Annotated in this window: 14 protein-coding genes; 5 read left to right on the plus strand and 9 right to left on the minus strand. The window is 61.1% G+C overall.

What is annotated here, in order from left to right; translation table 11 throughout:
• Nucleotides 1-23 precede the first annotated feature (23 nt).
• The 5 genes from FD678_RS17595 to FD678_RS17610 all read left to right on the plus strand — a co-directional run bounded on the left by FD678_RS17595 (nucleotide 24) and on the right by FD678_RS17610 (nucleotide 4,644).
• Entirely contained in the window at nucleotides 24-971 is a 948-nt protein-coding gene (locus FD678_RS17595; RefSeq protein ID WP_140727000.1) for an electron transfer flavoprotein subunit alpha/FixB family protein, read from the plus strand.
• Between the two features lie 147 nt (nucleotides 972-1,118).
• Complete coding sequence (locus FD678_RS20295; RefSeq protein ID WP_177497875.1) at nucleotides 1,119-1,457, plus strand: hypothetical protein; 339 nt, start codon at nucleotides 1,119-1,121, stop codon at nucleotides 1,455-1,457.
• Nucleotides 1,454-1,786, plus strand: coding sequence for a hypothetical protein (locus FD678_RS20300; protein ID WP_177497877.1), 333 nt, complete (start codon nucleotides 1,454-1,456; stop codon nucleotides 1,784-1,786). Before FD678_RS20295 ends, FD678_RS20300 begins: the two co-directional genes overlap by 4 nt.
• A 14-nt stretch (nucleotides 1,787-1,800) precedes the next feature.
• Nucleotides 1,801-3,210, plus strand: coding sequence for a mannose-1-phosphate guanylyltransferase/mannose-6-phosphate isomerase (locus FD678_RS17605; protein ID WP_140727003.1), 1,410 nt, complete (start codon nucleotides 1,801-1,803; stop codon nucleotides 3,208-3,210).
• 3 nt (nucleotides 3,211-3,213) lie between these two features.
• Nucleotides 3,214-4,644: a UbiA family prenyltransferase gene (locus tag FD678_RS17610; protein ID WP_140727006.1), complete on the plus strand. Its 1,431-nt coding sequence runs from the start codon at nucleotides 3,214-3,216 to the stop codon at nucleotides 4,642-4,644.
• A 123-nt stretch (nucleotides 4,645-4,767) separates the two neighbouring features.
• Here the strand turns inward: FD678_RS17610 and FD678_RS17615 are convergent, their stop codons facing one another.
• From FD678_RS17615 to FD678_RS17655, 9 genes are all read right to left on the minus strand, one after another.
• On the minus strand, nucleotides 4,768-5,904 hold the full coding sequence (locus FD678_RS17615; RefSeq protein ID WP_140727009.1) for a glycosyltransferase family 4 protein: 1,137 nt from the start codon (nucleotides 5,902-5,904) through the stop codon (nucleotides 4,768-4,770).
• A gap of 2 nt (nucleotides 5,905-5,906) precedes the next feature.
• Nucleotides 5,907-6,257 carry an EamA family transporter gene (locus FD678_RS17620; RefSeq protein WP_140727012.1) on the minus strand — a complete coding sequence of 117 codons (351 nt, stop codon included), beginning with the start codon at nucleotides 6,255-6,257 and terminating at the stop codon, nucleotides 5,907-5,909.
• 49 nt (nucleotides 6,258-6,306) lie between these two features.
• Nucleotides 6,307-8,556 (minus strand): hypothetical protein, encoded by a 2,250-nt coding sequence (locus FD678_RS17625; RefSeq protein WP_140727015.1) that lies wholly within the window; start codon nucleotides 8,554-8,556, stop codon nucleotides 6,307-6,309.
• Between the two features lie 155 nt (nucleotides 8,557-8,711).
• A complete protein-coding gene (locus FD678_RS17630) occupies nucleotides 8,712-9,653 on the minus strand; it encodes an NAD-dependent epimerase/dehydratase family protein (RefSeq protein WP_140727018.1) in 942 nt (313 codons plus the stop codon).
• Nucleotides 9,637-10,677 (minus strand): GDP-mannose 4,6-dehydratase, encoded by a 1,041-nt coding sequence (gene gmd / locus FD678_RS17635; RefSeq protein WP_140727021.1) that lies wholly within the window; start codon nucleotides 10,675-10,677, stop codon nucleotides 9,637-9,639. Before gmd ends, FD678_RS17630 begins: the two co-directional genes overlap by 17 nt.
• A 130-nt stretch (nucleotides 10,678-10,807) precedes the next feature.
• On the minus strand, nucleotides 10,808-13,315 hold the full coding sequence (locus FD678_RS17640) for a glycosyltransferase family 4 protein (RefSeq protein WP_140727024.1): 2,508 nt from the start codon (nucleotides 13,313-13,315) through the stop codon (nucleotides 10,808-10,810).
• 2 nt (nucleotides 13,316-13,317) lie between these two features.
• A complete protein-coding gene (locus tag FD678_RS17645; RefSeq protein ID WP_177497881.1) occupies nucleotides 13,318-14,700 on the minus strand; it encodes an FkbM family methyltransferase in 1,383 nt (460 codons plus the stop codon).
• A gap of 16 nt (nucleotides 14,701-14,716) precedes the next feature.
• Nucleotides 14,717-15,958 carry an ABC transporter ATP-binding protein gene (locus tag FD678_RS17650; RefSeq protein WP_140727030.1) on the minus strand — a complete coding sequence of 414 codons (1,242 nt, stop codon included), beginning with the start codon at nucleotides 15,956-15,958 and terminating at the stop codon, nucleotides 14,717-14,719.
• Nucleotides 15,955-16,749, minus strand: a complete 795-nt coding sequence (locus tag FD678_RS17655; RefSeq protein WP_140727033.1) for an ABC transporter permease — start codon at nucleotides 16,747-16,749, stop codon at nucleotides 15,955-15,957. Before FD678_RS17655 ends, FD678_RS17650 begins: the two co-directional genes overlap by 4 nt.
• Between the last annotated feature and the right edge of the window lie 13 nt (nucleotides 16,750-16,762).

The raw sequence follows: 16,762 nt of genomic DNA on the forward strand, positions 1-16,762 counted from the left end.
CCCCACATTTTAAGGACGTTCCGATGTCTAAGATCCTGGTAGTCGCCGAACACCTCCATGGCCAGCTCAATGGCGCAACGGCCAAGACCGTCAGCGCCGCGCAGGCGATCGATGGCGCAGCCGTCGACATCGTCGTGCTGGCCGCCGACCCGAATGCAATCGCCGCCCAGGCCGCCGGGATCGCCGGCGTGTCGAAGGTGCTGGCCATCGCCAACCCCGCCAACGAGCATGCGATCGCGCAAACGCTGGCGCCGCAGATCGTCGAGATCGCCAAGGCCGGTGGCTATAGCCACGTGCTCGGCCCGTCCACGACCTTCGGCAAGGACTTGATGCCGGCGGTGGCTGCCCTGCTCGGCGTCAACCAGGTCTCCGACCTGATGGCCGTCGAGGGCAGCCACACCTTCAAGCGCCCGATCTACGCAGGCAATGCCATCATCACCGTGGAGGCACCGGCCGACCAGGTCGTCGTGGCCACGGTGCGTACCGCGTCATGGCCGGAAGCCGCCCAGGGCGGCAATGCGCCGGTCGAGGCGGCGAACGTCTCCGCCGCCCTGCCCAGCCACACCCGCTTCGTCGGCCTGGCCGCCGGCAAGTCCGACCGCCCGGACCTGCAGAGCGCCAAGCGCGTCGTCTCCGGCGGCCGCGGCGTCGGCTCGGCCGAGAACTTCCAGATCATCTACCAGCTCGCCGACAAGCTCGGTGCCGCGGTCGGCGCCTCGCGCGCGGCGGTGGACGCCGGCTACGTCCCGAACGAACTGCAGGTAGGCCAGACCGGCAAGATCATCGCGCCCGAACTGTACGTCGCGATCGGCATCAGCGGCGCGATCCAGCACCTGACCGGCATCAAGGACGCCGGCACGATCGTGGCGATCAACAAGGACGCCGATGCGCCGATCTTCGAGATCGCGGATATCGGGTTGGTAGGGGACCTGTTCAAGCTGCTGCCGGAGCTGGAGAAGGCGCTGGGTTGAACGCCAAGCCAATGCGCCGCGTAATAGAGATTACGCGGTGCATTGGCCTGGGGATCCGCAAGCGGACATTGGCTTGGATCGCTCGTCCTTGCAGCGCCCATCGCTATAATCGGTCTTAACCCGTGTAAGACTGCAAGGATTGCATTGATGGCGCTTCCGTGTTTCAAGGCCGATGACAGCTGCGTTCAGGATGAACTGGATGAACGCCTTGCCTGCCGCGTCGGCGCCGGCAGTGCCACGTTGTGGGGCCAGGAACCACTGGTAATCGGGCACGATGTCCGCCTCAGCGACCCCGCCGTGAGCCAGGCCGCCATGGAAGGCCTGATCGCCAGCAGTCGCGCCGCCACCGATATCGCCAGGCACGGCACCGGAGAGGTCTGTCCCAGGCTTCCCTCCGCCGAGGCCATCGGCAGCATCAGCAAAACCGGCCACGCCTTCATCAGGGAACGCATGCAAGCCGAAGACGCCATCATGGCGGCGAAATGAGCGCGCACCATTACTTCCGCAAATTCGCCTACCGCAACCCGGGCATGATCCGGTGGCTATCGTTCACGCCCGCTGTTCCCCGCCTGCGGCAAATCGGCGGGCAAGCTGGTGGCCGATCACATGAAGGCCATTCCAGAAGCAGCAGCTGGCACTGGGCCATATCGGCGGCATCAGCGAGGATGCCGCCAATCGACACTCCAGTCTGCGAGGCTCGGGACATCGAGCCGCTGCTGCGCCTGAACATCGATACACATGGCGATAAAGCCTGCTTCAGGACCGCATCCGCCGAGCTGCCCCCCCTGATCCGCGACGCCCTGGCAAACCATTAACCGAAGGACGCACCATGACTCCCATTGTTCCCGTCATCCTTTCCGGCGGCTCCGGCACCCGTCTGTGGCCGCTGTCGCGGGAAGCGTACCCGAAGCAGTTCCTGCCGCTGGTCGGTGATGACACGATGCTGCAAGCCACCTGGAAGCGCGTCGCCTCCATTGCCGATGCCGCGCCGATCGTGGTCGCCAACCAGGAACACCGCTTCATGGCTGCCGAACAACTGCGTGAATGCAACGCGCTGCCGCAAGCGCTGATCCTCGAGCCGATCGGCCGCAACACCGCGCCGGCCATCGCCATCGCCGCGCTGCAGGCCCTGGCAAATGGCAACGACGCATTGCTGCTTGTGCTGCCGTCTGACCACGTAGTCCGCAACGAAGCGGCTTTCCATGTTGCGGTCAGGCAGGCGGCCATCGCTGCCGAAGCCGGCAAGCTGGTTACCTTCGGCATCGTGCCGATCGCGCCGGAAACCGGCTACGGGTATATCAAGGCCGCTACCGGCCAAGGCGTGCGCGCTGTCGACCGTTTTGTCGAGAAGCCCGATCTTGCCACGGCCCAGCAGTACGTCGCCTCCGGCGAGTACTTCTGGAACAGCGGCATGTTCTTGTTCAAGGCTTCGCGCTATTTGAAGGAGTTGGATAGGTTCCAGCCGGCGATCCTGTCAACTTGCCGCAATGCCCTGGACAAGGCCACCCGCGATGACGATTTCATCCGCCTGGACGCCGAAGCGTTCGCGGCCAGCCCAAGTGACTCGATCGACTATGCGGTAATGGAGAAGACCACCGATGCCGCGGTGGTTCCGCTGGATGCGGAATGGAACGACGTGGGCTCCTGGTCGGCTCTTTGGGAGGTGTCTGACAAGGATGCTGACGGCAATGCTTGCCACGGGGACGTGATCGCGCTGGGCTGCAAGGATAGCTACGCCTATGGCAACCGCCTGATCGCGATGGTCGGCCTGCAGGACGTGGTGGTCGTTGAAACCGACGACGCCGTGTTCGTGGGACACAAGGATCGCGTGCAGGACGTCAAGGAAATCGTGGGTCGGATCAAGCGGGATGGCCGCAGCGAAGCCGCTGCCCACCGCAAGGTCTATCGCCCTTGGGGCGCCTACGACTCCATCGACAATGGCGCCCGTTTCCAGGTCAAGCGCATCACCGTCAAGCCGGGGGCGACCTTGAGCCTGCAGATGCATCACCACCGTGCCGAGCACTGGATCGTGGTCAGCGGCACCGCCGAGGTCACCCGTGGCGACGAGGTGATCTTGTTGTCGGAAAACCAGAGCACCTACATCCCGCTGGGCGTGACCCATCGCCTGAAAAATCCGGGCAAGCTGCCGCTGGAGTTGATCGAAGTGCAGTCCGGCAGCTATCTCGGCGAAGACGACATCGTGCGGTTCGAGGACCAGTATGGTCGCGCAGGAGCCTGATCGATGAACGCTTCGGGTGTGGGCCACTCAAGGCCGCTGTGTGTTGATCTGGACGGCACCCTGTTGCGCAGCGACCTGTTGTACGAAACCTTTCTGAGGATGTTGGCACGGCATCCATGGTTGCTGTTCGTACTGCCATTTTGGCTGCTGCGCGGCAAGGCGCATCTGAAACACCAACTGGCGGTGCATGGCGCGGGCGACCCTGCACTGCTGCCCTACGATCCGCGCGTAGTGGAGCTATTGAAGGCGAGCAGCGATCGCAGACGCGTGCTGTGCACCGCCTCCGATGCCACGCTGGTAGAGCCGATTGCGCGCCACTTGGGCGTATTCGATGACGTGTTCTGCAGCGACGGGCATACGAATCTCGCTGGCCATCGGAAGGCCGATCTGCTGGTGAAGCGGTTTGGTGAGCGGGGGTTCGACTACATAGGCAACGCCCGGGTCGACCTGGCGATCTGGAAACACGCGCACTCGGCCTGGGTGGTCAATGCGGGTCGGGGGCTGGCACGTGCAGCGGCCAACTGCTCGGAACTGGCCACGCACTGGCCTCGCGAAGGGGGTGGCCCACGGGCCTGGCTCAAGGCAATGCGCGTCCATCAGTGGCTGAAGAACCTGCTGGTGTTCGTGCCATTGCTTGCCAGCCATCGTTTCCTTGAACTGGAAACCACACTCTACGCGGCGCTGGCGTTCGTTGCCTTCGGATTGTGCGCTTCCGGCGTGTACCTGTTCAACGACCTCCTCGACCTGGATTCGGACCGCCAGCACCCCCGCAAGCGCAAGCGTCCGTTCGCTTGTGGCCGCCTTGATCTGCGTTCAGGACTGTTCGCCACACCGCTGCTCACCCTTGCCGGATTCGTGCTGGCTGCTGTCGTGGCGCCCACGTTCCTTCTGGTGCTGGGTGTCTACTTCTGCCTCACCTTGGCCTACTCGCTGCGGCTGAAGCAGGCAGTGATGATCGACGTGGTGACGCTAGCTGCGCTCTATACGATCCGCATCGTCGGCGGCGCGGCGGCGATTGACGTCACGTTGTCGTTCTGGCTGCTGACGTTCTCGATGTTCATTTTTCTCAGCTTGGCCATGCTCAAGCGCTACACCGAGCTGCGGATGACCCTGGCCAGCGGCAGGCAGAAGCCCAGCGGCCGCGGCTATCACGTTGAGGACCTGGGCTTGGTGCAAAGCCTTGGAACGGCGTCGGGTCTGGCCTCGGTACTGGTGCTATGCCTTTACATCAATGCCCCGGAGAGCCAAGATCTGTATAGCCATCCGCTGTTCTTGTGGCTGCTCTGCCCGGTCCTACTCTATTGGATTTGCCGGACTTGGCTGCTGGCCCATCGCGGGCAGATGCACGACGATCCGGTGGTGTTCGCAGTTAAGGATCCCGGCAGCCTGATTACGGTGTTGGTGGGTGGTCTATCGGTACTGGCCGCGATCTGACCTACGTGTGACCCGGCCACGCGTTCAAGCTGCTTGGTGACCGTCGGCGCCGAGGATCCGCTATCGGTTCCGGCCGCAGATTGATGGCGACAGGAACATGAGCGACCCCGCCGTGGAGTGGAGTTAGCGCGCCACGTCGACCCGTGCGCGCCCCTGCAGCATGGTCTCCTGCAGGTCGTAGAATCGGCGCATTGGGTAAGCCCGCAGTGCCTGCTCACGTACCCCGGCGCGCGTTACCTGATCTCGGCTGGCCATCAGCCGCAGCATCGCCGATGCCAAGGCAGGCGCATCACCAACCGGCACGACTTCGCCGTTGCCGGTGTTCTGTACGATGGTGCGCACACCCGGAAGATTGGACGCGATCACCCGGGCTCCGCTGAGCATCGCTTCTAGCTGCACCATGCCGAACGCCTCGTAACGGTTGACGCTAGGCAATACCAACACGTCCAACTGCGCATAGAAGGCCTGCAGTTCCTGTTCACTCACGCGGCCGCGCACCTCCACTGCGTCACCCAAAGCAGCGATGCTGCCATGGATTGCATCCATGATGCCGCCGCCCGCGATGTTGTGCGTGTCGCCGACCAGCACAAGACGAACACGGCCGCCGTGCAGCGCGCGAACCTCGGCGAAAGCCTCGAGCAACACCGGCAGACCCTTCTCGGCGACGAAACGTCCGACAAAGCCAAAATGGAATACGTCATCGGAAGCGCCCTGCGCATCGTGCCAAGGCATCGCCTTCATGGGTGCCAGCACTTCGTGCTGCTTGTGGCGGATGCCGGACAACCAGGCCGATGAACGCGCGTAATCGTGGGTAAGCACGCCGACGTCGCGGGCACGCCGCGTAGCCAGCCAGCAGGAAACCCGGGTGACGTTGACCGCCAGGCGATCGAGCAACCCGCCGACCACGGCCATGTCGCACTGGTAATTCACCACCAGCTTCCGCCGTGGCACCAGCAGAGACAACAGGCCGGATTCGAGCATCGGCATGTGCAAGTTGACCACCTCATGCTGTTCTGCAAGACGCCGGAACCATGTGATGAACTTCAAGCTCAGCACTCCCTTGTGCATGCGCGCGAAGATTGGCGCCCGCACCACGCGCACGCCATTGATCATCTCCTCCACTGGCAGGACCGCATCGTGCTGGGTGGTCAGCACGGTGACTTGGTGACGATGCACAAGGTCTTCGGCCAACATCCGCGCGAATTCGGTCACGCCGCTCATGTAGGGCGTGTAATAGGTCAGGACAATCAGGATCTTCATGCTCAGCTCGCACTCACCAGCACGACACCCAGGACGATCAGGCCAATGCCGGCCAAGCGCAGCGGGCCGATGTGCTCGCCGAGGAACAGCACGGCCAGCACCGGCGTGACCACGTAGGTCAGGGCGATCATCGGCTGCAGCTTGGTCAGTGGCATGAACTTGAGCAGCACCACCCAGGAGACGAGCGGGATCATCTGCAGGATGAAGCCAACTACGAGGGGCGGATTACGGAATACGGACTCGATCAACGACAGGACGCCCTGGGCGTACTGGACCTTGCCGGCACCGATCTTTAGCAGGAGCGTACCGAAGGCTCCTACTACAACGAGCCCGAACACGATTAGAAGTTGCATACAGAACCGCCTTGGGAAGTACGTCAGCCAGATAAACCACTGAGCAGGGCTAGTGACCGGAAGCTACGGCCTGGCAGGTACTGGAGACTCTACGAATCACCCAAATGGCGCCTTGAGCCCCCATAGGGTCGTCGAACCTGATCCGCTGCCAACCGCTCACGAGTGGGATCTCCATTCCCACAGGAGACAACTGCCCGGATTTCACCAAACTATCCCCGTTGTGGACAACCACCGCCAGAGACGGAAATTCGGACGCATGGTCGGCATATACCTTCAGATGGCATGCCTGGCTCTGCGACGCAGACACTATCACTTCGATTTCAAAACCGGAGGCGACCGGACATCCCCCCATCTGACATGGCAACCATCCTGCCCCCGATACCGCAACAACAGGATCTGCCTTATCGAGATCGACGAGATTGTACTCCGTAGACATCTTCATCGAACCGGGTGCGTATTCGAAAGGCGACGTCACGCCTTTGAATGACTTCAGCTGTACGACCCAGCGCGGGGCCACAGCGTTCCTCAGCGTATCCCCGAGCGGTATCCTCGCGTAACCACCGCGCATTCCCTCCGCGTCGAGCTTCGGCAGATAGGCATGTGCCTGTCGCTCGTGGGCAAGATAGGAAACGTAATGCGACTTCTGGAACCGTTCGAATCCTTCAACACCCGCATCGTCAATCACCCATGCTTGGCCAGCAGCCTTGGGCAGATCATGTTCAAAATCCAGCGACAGGCCATGCACCCCCTTCCATCCTTCGACGACACGCATGGACGGGCGGACATGATTGAAGATAGCAACAAGCAGAAGCATGAAAACGACCGCCACATATCCCAGTGCTCCCCTGCGGGCTTGCCGGCTCCGCTGGGCTTCTCCGGACACACTCAGGCCATTGAGAATCAGGACTGCTGCAAGCGTGCATGCAGCGGGTCCGATCATCTGGATGACCTTGTGTTCTCCATATGCGTAGTCGCGGACCTCGACGAATGCGATCAGGATGAACGACACCAACAGAAACGAGATTGTTGCAGGCCGCATCGAACGGACCCATGCGCAGCCAAACCCAACAAGTGCCGCGAGAAGCCATCCGGTCAATAGCATGCGATGGCTGACGTAGGGATTACCATTGACGACCATTCCCGCGAATGGGGCCGCAACCCATGTCCAGGGGCTGGCATGCAGGTACATACCCTCCCAGGTTCCGCCACTGGCAATGCTCTCGACATCGCTCGCGGACTGCAACAACTCCACGATCAGAACGTTGGAAGCAATGAAGAACGCCGCCCCGCAAAGCAGGCCACCCTTGACGAACTGGAGCCAGGACCGGTTGAGCAAGCCCCCCCAGGCGACACCGAACGCGGCGAACACGACGGAAGCAGCAGCAGCCTCGCCGTAACAATGTGCCGCCAAGGACGCTCCTAGGCCGAGCAACAGTGCTCTACGCCACCAGCACCGGTCAGTGGACGCCGCGATCGCCAGCACCATGGCAGCTGCGGACGCACCGATGGTGGTTGCGACATTGCTGTTGATTGCGGCGGCCAACATGCTGGGAGAGAAATAAATCACGACAACCAGCATTGCCAGGGCGAGCAGCCACAGGAAGCGGCCGTTCCCTGAATCCGATCGACACATGGCAGCGATCGGCAGCAAGCCCACGCCGATGAAGAGGGAGCCCAAGGCGGACGCAATGATCATCTCGTTGGCTGTACCGCCGCCCCCGTAGGCCAGTGCCATGCCGAGCAGCGAATAGCTTCCGCCGCGGTATACCGGGCAATCGTTGCCTATGTAGACCGCACCCAGCCGGCAGCCCCCGAGGTTGAGTGTGTCGGCAACAACATCAGGGCCGACGTAGATAGGATGGTCGAATGCCCAGCGGGACCCTTCAAAGTAGAAGAGCGTGTCGTGATTGGCCGTTTCCACCAGCCAGTAGTTCGCCGCGTCCACGCGCATGCCAACACCCAAGGCGACGACAGCAACGGCAGCGACAAGCACCAATGTCCACTGAACAAGCTCTGCCCCTCCGGATCTGCGCAGCATGATCAATCTGAGCAGGCCATAGCCGCCCGTTGCCACAAGCCCATAGTAGATCCACTTCCCCGGAAACCAGAGATTGAAGTTGATCACGATGAGCGCCATGGCAACCACGCCAAGCGCCAAACTGGCAGCGGCTTCTGCATTCCCCTGCTGACCGGCCGGCAGCAGCCCCCCCTTGTTCAACCGTATGAACAGGGATCCACTGACAAGCAGCAAAAAAGAACACGCTGCTACGCTAAGCACCGTCAATAAATACGGATACATTCCAAAGCCACCTATTTTGAGACCACCCCGAAAGCCCGCCGGGTGATTTCAGCGGGTAGTCACCCCGAAGCACGACTTGCTCTGCAATCCCCATCGAATCGTGATACGGCAAGGATCTCGAACTATCGAGATCGGTGAAAGGCCACAGACGCGACTTACTTTTCGTTCAACATCCATTCGAGCGTCTGATTGATCTCTGGACTGCTCCAGTCGCCAATCAGATGTCTCAACCGGTCGTTGCTGCCTCGGAGCACCCGGACTTCATTTGCCCTGACGAATGCTGGATTAACCTGGATATCGATGTCGTGCCCAGTGATCCGCTTGCAGAAGTCTATGATTTCCCGCAACGAATGAGCCTTTCCCGAGCATACGTTGACGATCGTTGAAGCAGCCTGCGGCGTGACCATCAGCCGTACGTAGGCATCGACAACCGCCCTTACATCCCCGAAATCACGCCACACATCGATGTTCCCAAGTTCGATCTTCTTCGCACGGCGCGCAAAATGGGAAACGATCTTCGGAATCAGGTACTTTTCGTCCTGGCCAATACCGGTGTAATTGAATGGACGAGCGATGACCACTGGATATCTATCACTCCAGAGACGCGCGACGTACTCCATGGCCAGCTTGCTTACTGCATAGTCATTAGCCGGATTCGGACGTTCTTCCTCCGATATCACCCCTTCGGTCGCGTTTCCATAGACATTGGCACTGCTGGCCACTAGCACGCTCTCAGGCTGATGACGAACATCCTGCATCGCCTGAAACAAGTTCCGCGTACCCAGCAGGTTAATCTGGTAGAAATCTTCTACTTGGCCATGCGCGACGAACGCCAGTGCCGCGAGGTGAACGACATGGTCAGGCCGTACCTCATCCATGATCTGCGTCAGATCATGAAGGCTCCGCAGATCGGTCCGCCGCACGCGGACCGCCGAAGGAGTCGGTTGGTCTGCCTCGGACGATGGACGTACCGCCCCCGCCAGGGAAACAACGGAATATCCCCGCTTTTCCAGCGCCTGCACCATGTAGCGTCCGGTGAAACCAGACGCACCAGTCACAAGGACGGTCTTTCCCCCGCCGTCAGAACGAGAAACCACGCTCGTTCCTCTTCAGGTCGGCCTCGACCATCATCTGGCACAGCTGCTCCAGCGTGGTCTGCGGCTTCCATCCCAGGATACGCTGTGCCTTTTCCGGATTGCCGATCAGCAAATCCACTTCGGCCGGACGATGGAACTTGGGATTGATGCGCATCACGGTCTTGCCGCTGGCAGTATCGATCGCCACTTCGTCCAAGTCTTTGCCCTTGAACTCGACGTCGATGCCGGCACCCTTGAAGGCCATGCTGACGAAATCACGCACGGTCTCGGTGCGGTTGGTGGCCAACACGAAGGTATCCGGCTGATCGGCCTGCAGCATGCGCCACATGCCTTCTACGTACTCCTTGGCGAAACCCCAGTCACGCTTGGCATCGAGGTTGCCCAGCTCCAACACGTCCAGCTGGCCCAGCTTGATCTTGGCCACCGAGTCGGTGATCTTTCGGGTCACGAACTCGCGGCCGCGCAGCGGACTTTCGTGATTGAACAGGATGCCGCTGGAGCCGAAGATGTCGTAGCTCTCGCGGTAGTTCACGGTGATCCAATGGGCGTAGAGCTTGGCCACACCGTACGGACTGCGGGGGTAGAACGGGGTGTCCTCCGCCTGCGGCACGGCCTGCACCTTACCGAACATTTCTGAAGTCGACGCCTGGTAAAAGCGGATCTTCGGATTGACCAAGCGGATCGCCTCAAGCAGGTTCAGCGCGCCCACGCCGGTGATCTGTGCGGTGGTGGTCGGCTGGTCGAAGCTGATGCCGACGAAACTCTGCGCGGCCAGGTTGTAGATTTCGTCCGGCTGGATCTTCTGCACCATCGCCAGCGAGGTACCCAGATCGGTCAGGTCGTACTCGACTAGATGCAGGTTCGGGTGGTTGGTTACGCCCAGCTCATCCAGGCGCCAGAAGTTGACCGAACTGCTGCGACGGTAGGTACCGTACACTGCATAACCCTTCTCCAGCAGCAACTGGGTCAGATATGCGCCGTCCTGGCCAGTGATGCCCGTGATGATCGCCTTCCTGATGCTCATGTTTATCTTCACTCGATTCGGTTGACTGAATATGTCGATGTGTGCCGCACAAAGCCGCTGCCATCGGTAAGAGGTGCTCGCAAGCCGTGCCTCTTCGTCTTCTGGGAAATGACGCCTGATGATACCCGAACTACCCACCCTCGCCTTGCACGCCAGATCGTTGCAGCAGAACGGACGCCAACTGGGACGCGCTCTCCTGCCAGGTCATCCAGCGCAAAGCCTGGATATCCGGTAGCGCACCACGTTCCCGGGCGTGGATCCAGTCGACGACCGCTTGAGCCAAAGCCCATGGCTCGCTGCCCGTAAAGTAGGTGGCATGTTCGCCCGCCACTTCCCTGAACACGGGAAGGTCGCGCGCCAGAACTGGCTTGCCTTTCTGGGCCGCTTCGATTAATGGCAGGCCGAACCCCTCGTCCAGCGATGCTGCGAGCAGGCAGGTGGAGGCGGCATAGACCCTGGCCAGATAGTCATCCCCGATGCCATCGAGCCAAAACAGGCGCTTGCCCAACTCCGGATGGGCGGCCAAGTCGTCGCACAAGGTTTCGACCATCCATCCGCGCTTGCCGACTATGACCAGGACAAGATCCTGGCCTCGGGCCCACAACTGCTCGAACGCTGCCAAGGCCTGTGCATGCCCCTTGCGAGGCTCCAGCGTGCCGACCATCAGGAAGCTGGTCGATTCGCGAATCCGTTGGACCACCTTCAGGCCAGATTCCGGCATCGGCTCCACCACACGATGCGTGTCGATGTCCGCACCGAGATGGAACCAGGCGAGTTCAGGACGATGCTCCAGTGCAGCCGTATCCATCCAGGCCCGGACATCATCGGCAACGGCCCGCGAAATACAGATCAACTGGTCCGCACAGTCTGCCGCGGCGCGCAGCCATCGTTCGTGATGTGCCCCCCCCTCACCAGGCCACCATTCCGGATGACGGATCGGCAGGATGTCGTAGACAACAAATGCGACCCGCACACCCTGCATGCGGAAGTACTCGCACCATGGCTTGCCGACGGTGGCAACGTCTCCCACCAAATCCAATCCAAGGAAGACATCCCCGGCGTGGCAAACCAAAGGCGAATCTTCAGCCGCAGGCGCACCACCGAATCGCGACGCAAAGACATCCGCGTAGACGTATCTTCCCGATCCCCGATCGATCCTGACCGGTTTCACGCGATATCCGGCCGGCGGTCGTTTCATCCACTCTATCAGCACTGCGCGCGTCACGCGCTGGATACCGGTACCGCGATCCTGGGCCGCCAGTTCCGTCACGTCCACCATGATCTGTGGAACACCAGAAGGAATGGAACGATCCAAGGCATCGGCCAGTGCCATGCTGACGGTGGCCTCCTGGGCCGGCTCAGCCAGCGCCGCCACGGCCCGTTCCAGCGCCGCTTGACAGGAGAGGTGCTGCGCAGGGCGCTGCGCATGAACCTGCTCGCACGCGTCAAGCAACGCGTTGGCCACATTGTCCCAGGAGAACGAGGCTCCTCGGGTCAACGAGTAGGCCCGGAGCTCGGCCAGCTTCTGCTCGTCATCGATATGACGAGCCAAGCATTCGCGGATGGATTCGACATCCATCGGGTCGAACGTCGCCGGCTTGAAAGTCGCGATCTCACGGATGCTGGAAGCATCGGATGCCAACACAGCGGCACCACAGTTCATCGCCTCCAGCACCGGCAGACCGAACCCCTCATGCCAGGACGGAAAGATGAACAGCCTGCACCGGTTGTACAAGGTGGCGAGGTCACGATCAGACACATAACCGGTGAAGATGATCTCCTCGGCTCGCATCCCTGCCCTCACGGCAACGTCCCGCAATTCCTGCGCATGCACTTCGTCGATGCGTCCGGCCATGACCAGCCGCAGCGTCGAACGCCGTGCCGCGCTCAGTCCAGCGTAGGCTTGCACTAGCCGCTTTAGGTTCTTGCGCTCGTCGGTACCCCCGGTATACAGGACAAATTCCCAGGGAATCCCGAACTTCTCATTGATGCGGCGAAGGACGACCGATTCCTTTGGCATGGGGCGGAAAACGTCGTCACAGGCACCCGAGATATTGAACACTTTGCCCGGGTCGAACTTCAGTACATCGCGTGCCTCGCCCGCGGCGCTTTCAGAGATCGCCACGAGTGCATCGGCTTTCCGCAGATGGGACAGCTTCTCCTGGTAGAAATCACGGTACGCGGGGTTGGGCTCCAAGTACGCCTGCGGGTTCATCAAGGGAATGAGGTCGTACAGCGTGACCACAGTTGGCACATCTACAAGGCGGCCGACGCTGCTGACCGACGCATCACCAAAACCCTCGAACAGACTGGAGATGAACACTACATCGGGCGCCAGCGCGGCGATCGCTGCCTCTCGCACGTGCTCTGCTTGGCGGATGCGCTCCGCGTGACTTCGATCCATGCCCCGGAAGGGCAACGGAACGTGCCATACATGGATATTCTTCTGCGGCAAGAGTCCAGAGAACGCCTTCCTGATGGGCTGGATGGTGTCCTCGAAGGCTCCGTTCAATGCAAGGTGGATGTCATGCCCACGGTGCAGACGCGCGACGGCCAACGCCAATGAAAGGCTGTATCGGCCAATACCGCGATAGCGGCTTTCCGACTGCGCTCCCTGCAGATCGATTACAAGCCGCATGTTCATACCTCCCGGTCGGATGCGTTGGAACGAAGCTGCTTGAGGATCTCACGACCTCGCAGGCTAAGCTGGGCCAGGTCCTCCTCCATGCCGGAGAACTGCCCGACTTGGCCAACGCTTGACAGCAGGGGAGTCGCTCCCTGTAGCACGATCATGCCGCGATGGCCGGCGGCCAAGCGCAGTCGCTGATGCAGCGGTGGTACGATCCGCACGATCCGGTTGACCAAGCTGCTCAGGCGAGGCCGTTGCAGGATCAGCCGCATCGCGCCAAGCGTGACATCACGGACCAACACGCGCGGCGCACTGACAGCATGACGAGCGAATATGGAGACTGCACGCATCGGCGCAGTGATGCGCCAGGACGTACTCGCACGAAGCTCTGCGACCATCGCGCGCTCGGCAAGCAGTGCGTTGTGGACGCGGTCGAGCTCAATCCTATATTCCGCGCCGTTGCGGCGCTCGCGCTGAAACTCGGCCTCGCAGGACTCCACCGCCTCGACCAACAACATGATCTCCTGCTCCATGGCCTGCCGGCGTGTTTCCTGTTCGGCAAGCAGCGACTGCAACTTCACGTTCTCGCCAACTGCCTTCGACTCTCGCTCCACGAGCTCGGCCACCACGCGATCACGTTCGCCGATAGCTGCATGCAGGTGCGACTCGCGTTCGGCTGCCGCCGCATTTGCGGCCGCGCAGAACGCTGACTCCGGCGCGAGCACGAAGTGATCGAAGACATTCGGACCGCAGGTCAGCGCAGCCATCAGCTCAGGGTGTTCCTCGCTGACATAGAACCGGTTCAAGCCATCGAAATACGCAAAGACATAGCCCTTGCGCAGGACCAAGGGCTCCCACTGGTAGTGGCTTAGCTCCGGACTCTGCGGGCGCGTCCCCTCGATTACCAGTACCCACGGGCGACGCCCCCCATTCCAGCTCTCGACGACCTGTTGCTCCGCGCCTTCGACATCGATCTTGAGCCAATGAATCTCGTCCGGCCCTACAGCATCGAACACCGCGTCCAGCGTCACCGCGGGAACGCGCACCTCACTGACCCGGAAACCAGCATTGCGATGATCCTGGGCGATCTGCTCATCCAGCGTACTCAGACCCGTGCCTTCAACATCGAAGAAGCGCATTTCACCAGGCACGTCGGTGACGACCACCTGCAGCACAGACTCATCGGGACGGCGTGTGCGCAACAGGTCCGAATAGTGCTGGGTGGGCTCCACATGAATTCCGCGCCAGCCACGTTCGTAGAAGGCGCGGCTAACCGAATCGATGTCCGGACTTTGCGCACCGACATCGATATAGCGCCCGCCCTCGACGTGGCCCAGTACGCGCCACAAGATGACGTCCTCGAAGTTCTGGGCGTAAGAGATAAACTTGGACATAGGCCTTCTAGGATGTTCAGACAGCCGGCGTGCGCTCGACAACGAACTCGGCATCCAACCAGTTACTTCCAATGAACATGGGGTGGTCCGCATTCATCACTTCAAACACAAGCAGGTTGTCGACCCACTCGAAGTTGTCGACCATGTGCGTGTCGCTGCTTACCAGTGCAGGCGAAACCGAATAGGAGCCCGGGCCAAGGCGGCAGGTGAATTCCAGCGTGTAACGCAATCGTTCGCCAGCAGACACATGTTCCTGGATCTGCTTCGTATGCCAGGTATTGCTACCCCAGACCACGTGCCCCTGCTTGTCGCGGATCATGAACCCCAGCACCAGACTGGGCAGCGATGCCCGGACCTCCGCCTCAAGCACCAGCTTGAGTTTCTGCCCAACCATTGCCAATGCGACCTCATCGCCAGTTTCAGCGTCCTCCAGCTTGAGGCTGCTGACCACCGCCTCTCTGCTGCCGCTGCGGGTGGTCACCCATCCAGCGCTGTCACGCCGCTGCTCGACGGTGAGCTTCTCGTTCTCTTTGCGGGCGATTAGCGCGTTGTAGAAATCGATCACTTCATCAGGCGCACCATCCTTCAGCACGCTCCCTTTGTCGATCAAGATAACCCGGTCGCAAAGCGCCTTGACGTCGCCGAGGCTATGCGAGACCAGCATGATCGACGTGCCCTCATCGCGGAAGCGTCGCATGCGGTCGAAGCTCTTGTGCTGGAAATAGCTGTCGCCCACGGATAGGGCTTCATCCACGATCAGCAGGTCCGGAGTGAACGCGGTGGCGACCGCGAACGCCACGCGCACCTGCATGCCGCTGGAATAGGTACGCACCGGCTGGTCGAAGTAATCGCCAACTTCGGCGAACGCCTCGATTTCCGGCATCGCGGCTTCGATCTGTTCCTGCGAGTAGCCCATCAGACCGGCGGAGTGGAACGCATTCTGGCGCCCAGTCAGGTCCGGGCTGAAGCCCATGCCCAGCTCAAGGATGGCCGCTACCCGGCCGGTCCTCGTCACCTGGCCTTCGGTGGGCTGGGCGGTGCCGGTGATCAGCTTGAGCAGAGTGCTCTTGCCGGCGCCGTTCTGCCCGATCACGCCCACGGCTTCACCGGGTGCGATGGTGAAGGACACGTTGCGCAGCACCCAGTTCTCTTCCTTGGGTCGGGTAGGCACGCCGAACCAACGGGCTGCCCGCAGCCATTCGCTCTTCCAGACGCGATAAGCCTTGCCTACGTTGTCGACCTTCAGTTCACCGCTCATAGTGCATCTACCATTTCCGGGCTGGCACGACGGAACATGACCAGTGAAATCAATGCCAACACCAGCGTAGCGACGACCAACCACATCAGGTCGTTCCAGACCGGGGGCTTGTCGAACAGCAGAACGTTTTGGTAGCTGGTGACCAGCGGTAGCAGTGGGTTCAGGCGGAAGATTGCCTGCACGCGCTCGGGCAGGATGGTGATGTGATAGACGACGGGAGTCAGCCAGAACAGCGCCTGCAGGACCACCGGCACGACCTGGCTGATATCGCGCATGAACACATTGAGCACCCCCAACAGCAGGCCCAGCGACATCGAGAAGCTCAGGGTCAGCAGCATCAGCACCGGCAGCCACAGAACCTCGGCGGTCGGCATGTGCCCCATCGCCGCGAACACGACGAAGATGGCCAACAGCAGCAGCAGGTTGTTGACCAGCATCGTGCCACCGGCAATGAACGGTAGGCAGATGCGCGGGAACGACATCTTCTTCATCAGGTTGCCGCTGTCGACGAACAGGTTCACCGACTTGCCGATGGTCTCGGAGAACATCGTCCAGCACAACGTGCCGGCCATCAAGTAGAGCGCATAGCCATACTTGTCATCGATGCCCGGCAGCTTGGCAGCCAGCACCTCGGAAAGGATGGTGGCGAAGATCAGCACCTGCATCAGCGGATGGATGATCATCCATAACGCGCCGAGCCGGCTGCGGATGAAGCGCAGCCGCAGCTCGTTCTTGATCGATGAAAAAATGAAGTAGCGGTATTGCCACAGGGCTTTCAGCATACCCAACATATCGAACCCTCGC

Source organism: Pseudomonas sp. Hp2 (genome assembly GCF_006386585.1).
GTDB classification, from domain to species: domain Bacteria; phylum Pseudomonadota; class Gammaproteobacteria; order Xanthomonadales; family Xanthomonadaceae; genus Pseudomonas_S; species Pseudomonas_S boreopolis.

What these genes read in the sequence shown, in the direction of transcription:
- FD678_RS17650 (WP_140727030.1), bottom strand. Translation starts at nt 15,958, where the DNA reads ATGAGCGGTGAACTGAAGGTCGACAACGTAGGCAAGGCTTATCGCGTC.
- FD678_RS17595 (WP_140727000.1), top strand. Translation starts at nt 24, where the DNA reads ATGTCTAAGATCCTGGTAGTCGCCGAACACCTCCATGGCCAGCTCAAT.
- FD678_RS17655 (WP_140727033.1), bottom strand. Translation starts at nt 16,749, where the DNA reads ATGTTGGGTATGCTGAAAGCCCTGTGGCAATACCGCTACTTCATTTTT.
- gmd (WP_140727021.1), bottom strand. Translation starts at nt 10,677, where the DNA reads ATGAGCATCAGGAAGGCGATCATCACGGGCATCACTGGCCAGGACGGC.
- FD678_RS17625 (WP_140727015.1), bottom strand. Translation starts at nt 8,556, where the DNA reads ATGTATCCGTATTTATTGACGGTGCTTAGCGTAGCAGCGTGTTCTTTT.
- FD678_RS20295 (WP_177497875.1), top strand. Translation starts at nt 1,119, where the DNA reads ATGGCGCTTCCGTGTTTCAAGGCCGATGACAGCTGCGTTCAGGATGAA.
- FD678_RS17615 (WP_140727009.1), bottom strand. Translation starts at nt 5,904, where the DNA reads ATGAAGATCCTGATTGTCCTGACCTATTACACGCCCTACATGAGCGGC.
- FD678_RS17640 (WP_140727024.1), bottom strand. Translation starts at nt 13,315, where the DNA reads ATGCGGCTTGTAATCGATCTGCAGGGAGCGCAGTCGGAAAGCCGCTAT.
- FD678_RS17610 (WP_140727006.1), top strand. Translation starts at nt 3,214, where the DNA reads ATGAACGCTTCGGGTGTGGGCCACTCAAGGCCGCTGTGTGTTGATCTG.
- FD678_RS17605 (WP_140727003.1), top strand. Translation starts at nt 1,801, where the DNA reads ATGACTCCCATTGTTCCCGTCATCCTTTCCGGCGGCTCCGGCACCCGT.
- FD678_RS17645 (WP_177497881.1), bottom strand. Translation starts at nt 14,700, where the DNA reads ATGTCCAAGTTTATCTCTTACGCCCAGAACTTCGAGGACGTCATCTTG.
- FD678_RS17620 (WP_140727012.1), bottom strand. Translation starts at nt 6,257, where the DNA reads ATGCAACTTCTAATCGTGTTCGGGCTCGTTGTAGTAGGAGCCTTCGGT.
- FD678_RS20300 (WP_177497877.1), top strand. Translation starts at nt 1,454, where the DNA reads ATGAGCGCGCACCATTACTTCCGCAAATTCGCCTACCGCAACCCGGGC.